Origin of the sequence: Ramlibacter sp. (assembly GCF_028291745.1) — a bacterium.
GTDB lineage: Bacteria > Pseudomonadota > Gammaproteobacteria > Burkholderiales > Burkholderiaceae_C > Ramlibacter.
Genome location: NZ_JAQGNQ010000140.1, coordinates 1 through 13,224 on the forward strand (window position 1 = coordinate 1; position 13,224 = coordinate 13,224).

Genomic DNA, 13,224 nt, shown 5'->3' on the forward strand with positions numbered 1-13,224 from the left:
AGTTGCCGTACTCGTCGAAATGCACCGGGCCGCGCGCGGTCTGCACGTTGGTCTTCTTCAGGGCCGCCATGAAGGCATCCTTGTTGGAGATGTTGCCCTTGACGGCATTCAGCGCAGCCTCGAGCACCGAACCATTGGTGTAGGTGGCCGCGGCGTAGAAGCCGGGGTCGTAGCTGTAGGCCTTGCGGAACGCCGGCGCGAACTTGGCGTTGATCGGGTTGGCCAGCTCGGCCGAGTACCAGCACGCCGTCTGGATGCCCAGGGCCTCGTCGCCCATGTTGCGCAGCACCGATTCGTCGATCGCCGTCATGCCGCCGACGATCTGCACCTTGCCCTTGAGGCCGTACTCGTTGAACTGGCGGATGAAGCGGAAGCCGTTGGAGCCGGCGAAGCCCAGGAAGATCGCGTCGATGTTGGTCTTCATCTGCGCGAGGAAGCTGCCGTAGTCGGGCGCGGTCAGCGGCGGGAACATCTTCTGCACGATCTTGCCGCCGCCCTCCTCGAACACGCGCTGGAAGCCGGCGTTCATCTCCTGGCCATAGGCGATGTCGTCGGCGATCACGGCCATGCGCTTGAACTTGAGGGTGTGGACGCAGTGGTCGGCCATCACGTGCGCGCACTGCGCCGACGTCGAGGTCGCGCGCACGAACCACGGGTTGGGCTTGCGCTGCGTCATGTCCTCGGCGGCGGCGACCGACAGCGTCGGCACCTTCTGCGTGCGGATGTAGTCGTCGATGGCCAGGGCCTCGAAGGCGGCCAGCGGGCCGATCAGCAGGTTGACCTTGTTCAGCTCCACCAGCTCCTGCGTCTTGGCCTTGGCCGTGGCGGGCACGCCGCCGGTGTCGGCGACGATCAGCTGGATCTTGCGGCCGGCCAGCGTGTCGTTGCGTTCCTTCAAATACATCTGGAGCGCGCGCTCCATGTCGATGCCGCCCGAGGCGAGCGGCCCGGTCTTGACCGTGAGCAGGCCGATGCGCACCGGCTCGCCCGATTGCGCCTGTGCCAGCCCCGGCACCGCCACCGTCGCGGCCGCCGCTGCCGCACCCTTCACGAATTCGCGTCTGCTTTGCATGTGCTTGTCTCCTTTGTAGGTCTCGAGGGCGCGCCGCTTCAGGCGGCGGCGGGAATCACGGGCAGCAACACCCACGCCGGATGCGCGGGGCCGAAGTGCAAGGTCGTCCGGCCGGCGAATTCGCTCGCCGGGCGGTCGCGCGGGTCGTCGTGCAGGAAGGGGCCGCAGCCACGCAGCTCGTTCTTGAAGTTGGACAGCTTCACGCCGGTCTTCTCGGCATAGAGGTAGTCGCGCCCGCGCACCGAAAGCGCAATGCGGGAGCCGGCCGGCACCACGATGGAGGTGGGCCACAGTTCGATGTCCAGCGGCACGGGTGTGCCGGGCACGAGCTTTTGCGCGCTCCGATGCGTGTGATAGGGGCGCCATTCGCGCGAGAGCTCCGGATCGAGTTCGCGGTGCGACGCGCGCAGCCAGCCCTGCGCCACCGGGGTGTGGGGATCGATGGCGCCGGCGAAGGTGACTTCGCGCAGGTCCGCCGTGAACACGCGCAGCACCAGGAACAGGTCGGCATCGGTGGTCGACGAGGACACCCACACGCGCGCGGCGAGCGGCCCGGTGAGTTCGGTCGGATGCTCCATCGGCGGCGACATGAAGGTGAGGCCATCACCGGTCGCTTCGAACGAGAGGGTGGTGGCGGCCTGCGCCGCGTGCTCGCCCAGCGCCTGCTCGCGCGGCTGCAGGTGCAGGCGCGTCCAGCGCGTGCGGGCGATCGGCCATTCGCTTTCGGTGCGCTCCACGAAGCGATCGGGGTGGCGCACCTGCAGGCGCACCCGCGGCTCGTCTTGCCAGCCGGTCGGCTCCCCCTTGAGGAAATGGCCGAAGAAGCGCTTCTGGATCGCGACGCCATAGTCCGTGTAGAAGTGCGTCCAGTGCTCCAGGCCATGCATCTCCAGCCACTTGTCGGGCGACGCGGCGCGCATGAACGCCTCGGTGTTGCCGCGCAGGTGCAGGCCCTGGCCGCCCCAGTTGCCGGCGGAGAGGAAGGGCACGGTGATGCGGTCCCACTGCGCGGAGCGCTCGCGGTGGTAGTCGTCCTCCAGCGGGTGCGCCAGGATGTCGTCGCCGAAGGAGCAGCGGTTGGCCGCGAGCTGCGCATCCGACAGCGCCTCGTCCCCGCAGACGTTCAGTGCCGGGTTGGCGCGGTTGCGCGGCCCGCGCGCACCCAGGCCGTACTGCACCGTCTTGACCTGCATGTCGTACCAGTTGGCCCAGAACGTGGAGAGCAGGCCGCCGTGGTGGGTCATGTCGCGGTACCAGTCGGCCGCGCCTTCCCAGATGCACATCGCGGCGAGGTGCCTGGGCTGCAGGCTGGCCACCTGCCACTGGTTGATGCCGTAGTAGGAGACGCCGGAAAGCCCCACCTTGCCGCTGGACCAGGGCTGCACGCCGGCCCATTCGATGCAATCGTGGAAGTCGCGGGTTTCGCGCGGCGAGAAGTGATCGACGAAACCGGGCGATCGGCCGCAGCCGCGCGAATCGACGCGCACGCACACATAGCCGTCGGGCACCCACTTCTCCGGGTCGACCACTTCCCAGTTCTGGTAGAGGTTGCTCGATCCGTGCGGCACGTCGGGCTGGTCTGCGACCATCTTCTGCCACGCGCTGGGGTACCCGTCCTGGAAGGCGAGGCCCTTGGCGTAGGGACCATAGCTCAGTAGCACCGGATAGCGACCGGGAGCGGCGGGCCGGAACACGTCGGCGCGCAGCACCAGGCCGTCGTCCGTCGGGATGGCAACGTCCCAGTCGATGTGCATGGTCGTCTCGGGCATGGTTCTCCTCATACCGCGCAGTAGCGGCTCTGGATGTCGGCGTCTTCCAGCAGGTCCTCGGCGGCGCCGGTGTGCACCACGTGGCCCTGCTCCAGGATATAGGCGCGGTCGGAGATCGAGAGTGCGCGCTGCACGTTCTGCTCCACCAGCAGGATGGTCGTGCCCTGCGCCTTCATGCGCGCGAACAGCTCGAACATCTCGTGCACCAGCAGCGGCATGATGCCCTCGGAGGGTTCGTCGAGCAGGATCATCTGCGGCCGCGCCATCATGGCCCGCGCGATCGCCAGCATCTGCTGCTCGCCGCCGGAAAGCGACGTCGCGTCCTGCGCGAGCCGCTCCTTCAGGCGCGGGAACGTGGTGGCGATCTCGTCGATCATCGCGTCGGTCTCGCCGCGGCGCGCGCTGGCGATCAGGCCCAGTTGCAGGTTCTCGCGCACGGTGAGGCCGGTGACGATCCGGCGGTCTTCCGGCACGTAGGCCAGGCCCTGGTGGTAGCGCTCGTGCGCCGGGCGGCCCTGCAGCGGCTTGCCGGCGAACACGATGCTGCCGCTGGTGCGCGCCAGCAGGCCCATGAGCGTGCGCAGCGTGGTCGTCTTGCCGGCGCCGTTGCGGCCCATCAGCGTGACGATCTCGCCGCGTTGCACCTCGAACGAGATGTCCTGCACCACGTGGCTGCGGTCGTACCACGCGTTGAGGTTGCGGACTTCGAGCAGCGGCGCGGACATGTCAACCCTGCCCCAGGTAGACGCGCCGGACTTCGTCGTTCGCGCGGATGCTTTCCGGCGTGCCGTCGGCCAGCAGCTCGCCGTGGTGCAGCACGAGCAGGCGGCGGCACAGGCCCATCACCATCTTCATCTTGTGCTCCACCAGGATCACCGTGCGCTCGGTGGCCAGGTGCGCGATCAGGTCCATCATCGCCGTCGTCTCCTCGGGCGACATGCCGGCGGTGGGCTCGTCGAGCAGCAGCAATTGCGGATCCGCGGCCAGCGCCATCGCGATTTCCAGCGCCCGCTGCTGGCCGTGCGCCAGGTCGGCCGCGGTGCGCTCGCGCACGTTGGCGAGGCCCACGCCTTCCAGCAGCGCATCGGCCTTGTCGGTGAGTTCCGGCCAGGCGGAGCGCGGACGCAGGAAGTCGAAGCGGGTGGCGCGCATCTGCGCCGCCACCCGCACGTTCTCGCGCGCGGAGAGTTGCCGGAAGACGTTGGTGATCTGGAAACTCTTGGCGATGCCCAGGCGCGCATAGGCGTGCTGCGGCAGCGCGGTCACGTCCTCGCCGCGGAACAGCACGCTGCCGCTGGTGGGTGCGAGCGAGCCGGAGAGGATGTTGAAGAAGGTGCTCTTGCCGGCACCGTTGGGGCCGATGATGGCGCACAGCTCGCCCCTGCGAAAGCGCGTGCTGACGTTGGCCAGCGCCTGGAAGCGGCCGAAGCGCATGCCGAGGTCGCGCGCTTCGAGAATGATGTCGCTCATTGCCGCACCTCGCGCGTGGCATCGACCACGGGCGGGTCGCCCGCCGCCGGCTGCGGCACGGGAACGCGCCGCCGCAATTCGTGCAGCACCGTGCCCCAGATGCCGCGCGGGAAGAACAGCACGAACAGCATGAAGACGATGCCCACCACCAGCATCCAGTGCGAGGTGAGATTGGTGACCGCGTCCTCCAGCCACAGGAACACCGCGGCGCCCACGAAGGGACCGAAGAAGGTGCCCATGCCGCCCAGCAGGCACATCATCACGGCGTGGCCCGAGGTGAGGTAGTGCAGCGAGTCGATCGGCACCACCGACAGGTGCAATGCGCGCAGCGCACCGGCCAGCCCGCACAGGCCGGCCGACAGCACGAACACCAGCAGCTTGGAGCGCGCCACGTCGTAGCCGCAGGCGGCCGCGCGCTTGTCGTTCTCGCGGATCGCCTCCATCACGGCACCGAACGGCGACGCGAGAATGCGCGAGACGAACCACAGGGCCGCGGCCACGAACACCAGGATCACGTAGTACTTGGTGGTCGGGTTGGTGAAGTCCAGCCGGAACCCGGCGACGTCGATGGGATCCACCCGCACGCCGCGCAGGCCGTTCTCGCCGCCGGTCCAGCGGTCCGCCTTGTAGAACGCGTAGTAGACGATCTGCGCCAGCGCCAGCGTGACCATCGAGAAGTAGATGCCGCGCGTGCGGATGGCGAGGTAGCCGATGACGACGCCAGCGAGCGCCGAGCCGGCCACCCCGCACAGGATGGCCAGCGGCCAGGGCACGCCGGCCAGCGCGATCGCCATGCCCGTGGCATAGCTGCCGATGCCCAGGAACGCGGCGTGGCCGAAGGAGAGCAGCCCCGTGTACCCGAACAGCAGGTTGAAGCCGACCGCGTACAGCCCGAACACCAGGATGTTCACCGCCAGCGCCTGGTAAGGCATCAGCAGCGGGAACAGCAGCAGGAACACCAGCACCGCCGCGACGCGGTGCTGGGCGATGGTGCGGATCAATGCATGCACCCTGTGCGCCTCAACTCATGAGCCCGGCTTTGCCGAACAGGCCTTGCGGCCGCACCAGCAGCACCAGCGCCATCAGCACGAAGATCGACAGCTCGGCGAGGTCGGGCGCCAGCAGCGAGGTCATGCTGAAGACGATGCCCACCAGCAGGCCCGCGATCACCGCTCCGGGGAGCGATCCCATGCCACCCACCACCGTGACCACGAAGGACTCGGCCAGCACGGTGATTCCCATCTCCGCGTTGACGGCCCGCGTCGGCGCCGCCAGCACGCCGGAGATGCCGGCAATCGCGGTGCCGAGGCCGAACACCATCCACCACACGCGCGAGACGTCGATGCCCAGCACGCGCACGATCTCGGGGTCGCGCGAGCCGGCGCGGATGATCAGGCCGAAGCGCGTCTTCTCGATGAACAGCCAGAGCGCGGCGACGATCACCGCCGTCGCGCCGATCAGCACGAGCCGGTACAAGGGGAAGTGGCCGAAGCCCAGGTCCACCGCGCCGCGCAGGGCGGCGGGCGTGCTGGAGGCCATGCCCTCGATGCCGAAGACGATGCGCGCACTTTCGATCAGCACATACGACAGGCCGAAGGTCAGCAGCAGCGGATAGTCGATGCCACGCCCGTACAGCGGCCGCACGAGGAAGCGTTCGGCCGCCAGGCCGATGCCGCCCACCACCAGGGGTGTGATCACCAGGCTCAGGAGGAAGCTGCCCGTGAGCGTCTGGAAATAAACGCCGAGGAACGCACCCACCATGAAGAAGGCGCCGTGGGCGAAGTTCACCACCGTGAGCATGCCGAAGATCAGCGACAGGCCGACGGCGAGCAGCGCATAGATCGCCCCCAGCGCGACGCCTGTGACCAGCTGCAGCGCGATCAGCGAGGGGGTGATTCCGTCCACGGCGACAGCGCCTCAGGCCTTGTGACCGAGTTCCGCGCAGCTGCGCAGGTTGGCCTCGCTCGGCGCGTCGGTGTGGACGATGTTGAAGACGTCGTTCTTGTCCTTGTTGCCCTTGCTCTTGGACTCGATGATCAGCACCGACTGCACCGCCTGGTGGTCGCAGGCGCGATAGAACTCGGGGCCCTTGTAGAAGTTGTACTTCATGCGGGCCATCGCCTCGCTCACCCTGGTGGAGTCGGTCGACTTGGCGTCGAGCACGCCCTGCAAGACGCTGCGCACGCCGGCATAGCCCATCGCGCCGTAGTCGGAAGGCACGGCGCCGCCGTAGGCCTTGCGAAACTTGTCGTTGAAGACCTTGGCCGCGGGCACGCTGTCTTCCATCCCCCAGTAGTAGGAGGTGCCGCCGACGACACCGTCGAACACTTCCGCGCCGCCGGTCTGGCGCGCCGTGAACAGCAGCACGGGCGTGATGATGCGGGTGGTGGACTTCAGCCCGAAGTCGGTGGCCTGCTTCAGCGCGTTGAGGAAGTCGCGCCCGAAGTTGCACAGCACCAAAATATCCGGCTTGAGCGCCTGGATGCGCGGCAGGAAGGCGGAAAAATCGGCGGCGCCCAGCGGGTGCCGGATGTCCGCCACGGTGGTCGCGCCGAACTCCTTGCCGGCGCGCTCGAAGCCGCGGACCATCTCGTGGCCGTAGGCGTAGTCCGCGGTGAGATAGGCGATGCGCTTGCCGTACTTCGGGAAGGCGTAGCGCGCCACCGCGCCCGCCGTGAGGTGCGGATTGAGCGCCTCGTGGAAGGTGTAGGGGCTGAAGTCCTTGACCTCGTTGATGGCGTCGGACTGGCTGATCGAGACGAAGATCACCTTGCGCTCGCGCGTCACCGCGTTCATCGACAGCTGCGTGGCCGCCGAGAGCGATCCGGCGATGAAGTCCGCCTTGTCCTTCTCGATCAGCTCCAGCGTGCGGGTGGCGGCCTCGCCGGCATTGAGCTTGTCGTCGCGCACCAGCAGTTCGGCCTTGCGGCCGTTGTAGCCACCCGCATCGTTGAACTCCTTGACGGCGAGTTCGGCGGAGCGCACCTGGTCTTGCGCCTCCGGCGCATAAGGGCCGGTCAGCGGCACCAGGAAGCCGATCTTGATGGGCGTGGTCTGCGCCCGCACGAGGTCGAGCGCGAAGGGCGACGCCACGACGGCGGCGCCGGCAGCGCCGGCTTGCAGGACGCGGCGGCGGGTGGGCGCAGGCGCGGGGGAGGATGGCTTGGGGCTCATGAACAGTTCTCCTCGTTGAAATCCACGGTGTCCAGTTCGACCGCCGTTTCGTTCATGGCAGCCAGCGCGTCGCGCGTGGCCACCGTGCCGGACTGGCCGCAGGCCTGCATGTAGGCGCCCAGCCGGCGGCCGCGGCGCACCACCTGCAGGGCCTCGGGCGCGCGCTGCTGCGCATACGCGGCCAGCCCCTCGGGGGTGGCGCCGTGCGTGCCCAGCGCCGCTGCCAGCGCCAGCGAGTCCTGCATGGCCTTGGTCACGCCCATGCCGACGTGCGGGCGGGCAACGAAAGCGGCATCGCCCAGCAGCGCGACCCGGCCACGCGCGATTTCCTGCGACGCCAGGTCGTAGATCGGCTGCAGGAAGGGCTGCGCGCATTTCTCGACGATCTCGGCGAAGGCGGGGGCGAGCAGCCGGCGCGCATCGCTGCGCATGGCTGCCACCTCGCGCCACGACACCTTGTGCGGCGGGATGCCCTGCGGATGGGGCACGCCGTCGGCATCGGTGAGCAGTTGCGCCAGCCGATCGGGCGCCGGAGCGCCGCGGTACCAGACGAAGTTCCAGGAGCGCAGCCCCGGCTCCATGCGGTTGCCGGGACCGGCCACCGGGTAGCCCAGCATCTGCTCGCCGGGCGGCGTGCAGAAGCCGAACAGCGGGAACATGGCATCGTGCGTGCCGCGCGAGAGCACCGCCTCGTCGCACAGGCCGCGCCAGGCGACGTAGCCCGCGTATTCCGGCTGCACCGCGGGCCAGCATTGCTGGCGGATGGCGGAGCGGATGCCGTCGGCGGCAATGAGCAGATCGGCCTCGAACAGGCCGGCGCTGGTGTGCAAGCGCACGCGGCTGGCGTCCTGCTCGAAGGAATGCGCCGTGACGCCCTGGCGATATTCAGTGTCGGCCGGCAGCAGGCTGCGCAGCAACTGGTACAGGCGACCCCAGGAGGTCAATACCTGCGGCATCTCCAGCTTGCCCAACACGTCGCCCTGCGGGCCGAGCGTGATGCGCTCCGGCACGCGAATTCCCAGGGCGTAATCGGCTGGCATGCCGATGCCGCGGAGACCCTCTTCGAGCACCCGGTGGCTGACGATGCCGGCACCGCGGCCGTCCATGGTGCCGGCGGCTTTCTCCAGGACCGTGACGGCGTGGCCGGAACGCGCCAGCAAGTTGGCGGCCATCAGGCCGCCGAGCGACCCGCCCACCACGAGCACCTGCGCCATCGCTCAGGAACCGGTGGCCGACTGTTCCGCGGCGGGGTAGTTCAGCTCGATCACGACGCCGTTGGGATCGTCGAGGAAGAGCTGGTGCAGGCCGATGTCCGGCACCGTGCGCTCGCGCGCCACCACGCCGATGCCACGCAGGTGTTGCTGCATGGCGGCCAGGCCGGTGGCGAAGAAGGCGACGTGGTCAACGGCGCCCGTGCCATGCAAGGTGGAGACATCGCGGTCGCCCAGGTACTGCCGCAGGCCCTGCGGATCGTCGCGGTCCATGCCGATGATGTGCACCACCGCGTTGACGATGTCGCCATGGTCGCCGCGGTACATCCAGTAGCCCGGGAAGGGGAACTTGGGGCGCGGCCCGACGGTGAGGCCCAGCACCGTTTCGTAGAAGCTGCGGGTGGCCGCCAGGTCCAGCGTGCGGATGGAAAAGTGGTTCAGCGCCAGGGTCATGCCGTGATCCGATTACCCGTTGCGCGCAGGGCGCCGCGCGTGCTTATTGACCAAGTGATAAACCATCGGGCCATTGTTGGAGCGGGGTGGGGTGGCTGCATCGGGAGGAACCCTAGGCGCGCGCGCGGGGAGGAGCGCCGAAGAAAAGCCGACAACCGGACGCAGAACACGCAGAAGCTTCGCAGAAGGCGCAAAAGAATCCCTTGCAGGCTTTCTTTCCCTTCTGCGCCTTCTGCGTCCGGATGTTGGTTGTTGGTTTGCTTGTTCAGGGCACCACGCGCAGCGCCCGCAGGATCTTCTCCGGCGTGATCGGTTGCGACCACACCTGGGCGTCCAGCGGCGCCAGTGCGTCGTTGATCGCGTTCATCACCGCCGCGGGTGCACCGGCCGTGCCGGCCTCGCCGGCCCCCTTGGCGCCCAGCTGGCTGCTGCGCGTGGGCGTCTGCACGTGGGCCACCGCGATGTCGGGCATTTCCGCGCTCATGGGCACCAGGTAGTCCGCGAGGCTGGCATTGCGCATCAGGCCTTCCTCGTCGTAGAGGCATTCCTCGAACAGCGCGCCGCCGATGCCCTGCACGATGGCGCCGCGGATCTGCTCGTCGACCAGCTGCGGATTGAGCACGCGGCCGCAGTCTTCCACCGCCCAGTGCTGCAGCAGCCGCACGAAGCCGGTCTCGGTGTCGACCTCGAGATACGACGCCTGCACGCCGTTCGTGAAGATGAAGGGATAGTCGCGCTGCGCGAAATGGCGCGTGACCATCAGCTCCGGCGTGAAGTCGCGCGGCAAGGTGTCGGAGCGGTAGTAGGCAATGCGGCCCAGCTCCGCGAACGGCAGCAGCGGCTCGCCACTCCCGGCGTCCACGACCTGCCCCCGCCGCACCGCAAGCTGCGCCGCCTCGCGCTTGAGCAGCACGGCGGCCAGCTTCAGGATGTTGGCGCGCAAGGCCTGCGACGCGAGCAGCACGGCCTCGCCGCCGATGCCGGCGCCCCGCGAAGCCCACGTGCCGCCGCCATAAGGCGTGATCTCGGTGTCGCCGGTGACCACGCGCACCCGCTCGAGATCGACTCCCACCGCATCGGCCGCGATCTGCCGGAAGATCCCTTCGTTGCCCTGCCCCTGCTCGCCCACGCTGACCATCACGGCCACGGCGCCCGACGGATCGAGCCGCAGCGTCGCGCCGTCCTGCGACGCGATGCGGGCGCCACCGACGCCATAGAAGGCCGCGCCCGGATTGGTCAGTTCGATCAGCGTCGCGAAGCCGATGCCGCGGTGGATGCCTTGCCGGCGCAACTGCGCCTGCTCTGCGCGCAGCGCGCGGTAGTCCATCATCTCCTCGATGCGCCGCAGGCAGGCCTGGTGCGAGAGCTGCTCCAGGCGAATGCCGCTGGCGCCGGTGGCGGGATAGGCGTCGTCGGGAATCACATTGCGGCGGCGGAATTCCAGCGGGTCCAGGCGCAGCTTGCGCGCGGCGAGGTCGACCAGTCCCTCCGTGACGGCGCAGGCGATCGGATGGCCGACGCCGCGGTACTGGCAGGTCGGCGTCTTGTTCTGGAACACCACGTCGAGATGCGCGCGGTACTGGCTGTGCCGGTACGGGCCACCCACCAGGTTGACCACCTGGTTGCCCTCGATCGCGCTGGTGCGCGGGAACACCGAGTAGGGGCCGATGCCGGTCAGGTCGTCGATCTCGAAGGCGAGGATCTCGCCGTCGCGACTGGCCGCCAGCCGCCCCTTCACGCGGTGGTGGCGCGCGTGGATGTCGCTGGTGAAGGACTCGATGCGATCGGCCACGAACTTCACCGGCCGCCGGCACAGCATCGCCAATGCGACGGTGGCGAAGTCATCGGGATACGCGTGCACCTTCACGCCGAAGGAGCCGCCGACGTCCTTGCAGATCACCCGCACCGCGGCCTCGGGCAGCTCGAACTGGCGCGCGTACAGGTCCTGCATCATGTGCGGCGCCTGGTGCGAGTGGTACACCGTCAGGCGCTGTTCCGCGGCGCTCCAGTCGGCCAGCTGGCTGCGCGGCTCCAGCGTCACGCCGGTGTGGCGACCGAATTCGAAGACCGCTTCCACCACCGCATCGGCGCTGGCGAAGGCCGCGTCCACGCCACCGGTATCGAAGTTGCGCGTGAAGCACAGGTTGTCGCCCAGCTCCGGGTGGATCGCGGGCGTGCCGGGTGCGAGCGCGGTCTCCATGTCGACCACGGGTTCGAGCCGTTCCAGCTCGACGCGCACCAGCTGCAGCGCGTCCTCGGCCTGTTCACGGGTCTCGGCCACCACCGCCACCACGGCCTCGCCCTGCCAACAGGCGCGATCGATGGCCAAGGGATACTGCGGCGCGGATTTCATGCCGGCCAGGTGCGCGAGCGTCGCCACCCAGGGCTTGCAAACGGTGGCGATGTCGCGGCCGTCGGCGACCAGCACCACGCCCGGCATGCGGCGCGCCTCGTCGGCAGCGATGTGCACGATGCGGCAATGGGCCAGCGGACTGCGCCAGTAAACGACATGCGCCATCCGCGGCAGCTCGAGATCGTCCACATAGGCGCCCTGCCCTTGCACCAGCCGGCGCACGCCGGGCCGCTCGCGCACGGTGCCGATGTAGCGCGGGTCCTCGGTGACCGGCGTCAGCGGCGTGTCGGTCTGCGGCGGCCGTTCGACCACCTCCTCGCCGGCGGCGCGCCCGCGGTTCATCGCGCCGCTCCGCGGCGGCCGGCGCGCGCGGCCAGCGTCTCGCACACCGCATCGACGATCGCGTGGTAGCCCGTGCAACGGCAGTAGTTGCCCGACATCCACTCGCGGACCTCGGCACGCGTGGCATCCGGTTTCTGTTCCAGCAGTTCCTTGGTCGCCATCACCATGCCCGGCGTGCAGAAACCGCATTGCAGCGCGTTGTGGCGCACGAAGGCTTCCTGCAGGTCACGCACGTCGCCGTCGGCGCTCAGTCCTTCGATCGTGCGCACCGTGCGGCCCTGCGCCTGCACCGCCAGCGTGAGGCAGCCGCGCACGATGCGGCCGTCGACCTCCACCGTGCAGGCGCCGCACACGCCGTGCTCGCAGCCGAGGTGCGAGCCGTTGAGCCCCAGCACGCCGCGCACGAAGTCGACCAGGTGCTGGCGCGGCTCGACGCTGTGCCGCTGCGACTGGCCGTTGACGGTGAGCTCGATCGTGTGCAGCTCCATGCGGGCTCCGGGTTCAGGCGCTCAGCGCGCCGCGGCTGGCGTCGGCCGCCAGCAGCAGGCGGCGCGCCAGCACGGTGGCGAGGTGGCGTTTGGTGACGCCCTCGTGATGCAGGTCGGGCAGCGGATCGAGTTCGGCCTTGAGCGACGCGAGCGCGATCTCGATGGTCCCGCGCGTGAGTTCCTTGCCGGCCAGCAGCGCCTCCGTGCGGGGCGCACGCAACGGTGTCGCGCCGACGCCGAGGAAGCATAGGCGCACCGACTGCGCGATCCGCCGCTCGAAGCGGGCGGCGACGGCGACGCCGGCTGCTGCGTAGTCGCCGCGGCGGCGCGCCAGTTCGTCGAAGCCGAACCAGTCGGCGGCGGTCGCCACCGGCACGTCGGCGCCGACCAGCAATTCGTCCGGTGCCAGCGCGGTGGTGTAGAGGTCGAGAAAGAAATCGCGGGCGGCGATGCGGCGCTGGCCTTGCGCGCCCTGCACCGTTACGGTTCCCTCGAGGGCCAGCAGGCACGCCGGCCATTCGGCGGCTGGGTCGGCATAGGCCAGCGAGCCGCCCCAGGTGCCCGCGTTGCGCACCGCCCGGTGCGCGATGTGCGGGGCGGCGGCGGCCAGCAGCGGGGCTGCTTCGGCCACCAGCGAAGAGCCTTCGATCTCGCTGTGCGTCGCCAGCGCGCCTAGCCACAGGCGGTCACCGCGGCGCTCGATGCCGCGCAGCGCGTCGAGGCCGGTGATGTCGATCAACAGCGTCGGCTCCGACAGGCGCATGTTGAGCGTGGCCAGCAAGGTCTGCCCGCCGGCCAGCACGCGCGCATCGTCGCCATGCCGCGCCAGCAGCGCAAGCGCCTCCGCAATCGTGGCGACACGCACATAGTCGAAGCGGGGCGCCTTCATGCG

The 13,224-nt window shown here is 69.2% G+C and carries 12 protein-coding genes; all 12 read right to left on the minus strand.

Going from position 1 to position 13,224, the window contains the following annotated elements; genetic code table 11:
- Positions 1-1,072: ABC transporter substrate-binding protein (locus tag JWP60_RS25465; RefSeq protein ID WP_299797990.1), on the minus strand; the 1,072-nt coding region annotated here is incomplete at its 3' end.
- A gap of 38 nt (positions 1,073-1,110) precedes the next feature.
- Entirely contained in the window at positions 1,111-2,841 is a 1,731-nt protein-coding gene (locus JWP60_RS25470) for a CocE/NonD family hydrolase (protein WP_299797993.1), read from the minus strand.
- An 8-nt stretch (positions 2,842-2,849) separates the two neighbouring features.
- On the minus strand, positions 2,850-3,566 hold the full coding sequence (locus JWP60_RS25475; RefSeq protein ID WP_299797996.1) for an ABC transporter ATP-binding protein: 717 nt from the start codon (positions 3,564-3,566) through the stop codon (positions 2,850-2,852).
- Position 3,567: 1 nt separating this feature from the next.
- Positions 3,568-4,311, minus strand: a complete 744-nt coding sequence (locus JWP60_RS25480) for an ABC transporter ATP-binding protein (protein ID WP_299798000.1) — start codon at positions 4,309-4,311, stop codon at positions 3,568-3,570.
- Positions 4,308-5,312 carry a branched-chain amino acid ABC transporter permease gene (locus tag JWP60_RS25485; RefSeq protein ID WP_299798003.1) on the minus strand — a complete coding sequence of 335 codons (1,005 nt, stop codon included), beginning with the start codon at positions 5,310-5,312 and terminating at the stop codon, positions 4,308-4,310. Before JWP60_RS25485 ends, JWP60_RS25480 begins: the two co-directional genes overlap by 4 nt.
- Before the next feature lie 19 nt (positions 5,313-5,331).
- Complete coding sequence (locus JWP60_RS25490) at positions 5,332-6,216, minus strand: branched-chain amino acid ABC transporter permease (RefSeq protein WP_299798006.1); 885 nt, start codon at positions 6,214-6,216, stop codon at positions 5,332-5,334.
- A 12-nt stretch (positions 6,217-6,228) separates the two neighbouring features.
- Positions 6,229-7,485, minus strand: a complete 1,257-nt coding sequence (locus JWP60_RS25495) for an ABC transporter substrate-binding protein (protein WP_299798009.1) — start codon at positions 7,483-7,485, stop codon at positions 6,229-6,231.
- The gene (locus JWP60_RS25500; RefSeq protein WP_299798012.1) at positions 7,482-8,699 is read right to left on the minus strand and encodes an FAD-dependent monooxygenase; all 1,218 of its coding nucleotides are present in this window, start codon (positions 8,697-8,699) and stop codon (positions 7,482-7,484) included. Before JWP60_RS25500 ends, JWP60_RS25495 begins: the two co-directional genes overlap by 4 nt.
- A 3-nt stretch (positions 8,700-8,702) precedes the next feature.
- Positions 8,703-9,149, minus strand: coding sequence for a VOC family protein (locus tag JWP60_RS25505; RefSeq protein ID WP_299798015.1), 447 nt, complete (start codon positions 9,147-9,149; stop codon positions 8,703-8,705).
- A 265-nt stretch (positions 9,150-9,414) separates the two neighbouring features.
- Positions 9,415-11,844 carry a xanthine dehydrogenase family protein molybdopterin-binding subunit gene (locus JWP60_RS25510; protein WP_299798018.1) on the minus strand — a complete coding sequence of 810 codons (2,430 nt, stop codon included), beginning with the start codon at positions 11,842-11,844 and terminating at the stop codon, positions 9,415-9,417.
- A complete protein-coding gene (locus JWP60_RS25515; protein WP_299798021.1) occupies positions 11,841-12,332 on the minus strand; it encodes a (2Fe-2S)-binding protein in 492 nt (163 codons plus the stop codon). The genes JWP60_RS25510 and JWP60_RS25515 overlap by 4 nt, the downstream gene beginning before the upstream one ends.
- Before the next feature lie 13 nt (positions 12,333-12,345).
- Positions 12,346-13,221: an FAD binding domain-containing protein gene (locus JWP60_RS25520; RefSeq protein WP_299798023.1), complete on the minus strand. Its 876-nt coding sequence runs from the start codon at positions 13,219-13,221 to the stop codon at positions 12,346-12,348.
- Between the last annotated feature and the right edge of the window lie 3 nt (positions 13,222-13,224).

What these genes read in the sequence shown, in the direction of transcription:
- JWP60_RS25495 (WP_299798009.1), bottom strand. Translation starts at nt 7,485, where the DNA reads ATGAGCCCCAAGCCATCCTCCCCCGCGCCTGCGCCCACCCGCCGCCGC.
- JWP60_RS25510 (WP_299798018.1), bottom strand. Translation starts at nt 11,844, where the DNA reads ATGAACCGCGGGCGCGCCGCCGGCGAGGAGGTGGTCGAACGGCCGCCG.
- JWP60_RS25475 (WP_299797996.1), bottom strand. Translation starts at nt 3,566, where the DNA reads ATGTCCGCGCCGCTGCTCGAAGTCCGCAACCTCAACGCGTGGTACGAC.
- JWP60_RS25480 (WP_299798000.1), bottom strand. Translation starts at nt 4,311, where the DNA reads ATGAGCGACATCATTCTCGAAGCGCGCGACCTCGGCATGCGCTTCGGC.
- JWP60_RS25505 (WP_299798015.1), bottom strand. Translation starts at nt 9,149, where the DNA reads ATGACCCTGGCGCTGAACCACTTTTCCATCCGCACGCTGGACCTGGCG.
- JWP60_RS25520 (WP_299798023.1), bottom strand. Translation starts at nt 13,221, where the DNA reads ATGAAGGCGCCCCGCTTCGACTATGTGCGTGTCGCCACGATTGCGGAG.
- JWP60_RS25500 (WP_299798012.1), bottom strand. Translation starts at nt 8,699, where the DNA reads ATGGCGCAGGTGCTCGTGGTGGGCGGGTCGCTCGGCGGCCTGATGGCC.
- JWP60_RS25470 (WP_299797993.1), bottom strand. Translation starts at nt 2,841, where the DNA reads ATGCCCGAGACGACCATGCACATCGACTGGGACGTTGCCATCCCGACG.
- JWP60_RS25515 (WP_299798021.1), bottom strand. Translation starts at nt 12,332, where the DNA reads ATGGAGCTGCACACGATCGAGCTCACCGTCAACGGCCAGTCGCAGCGG.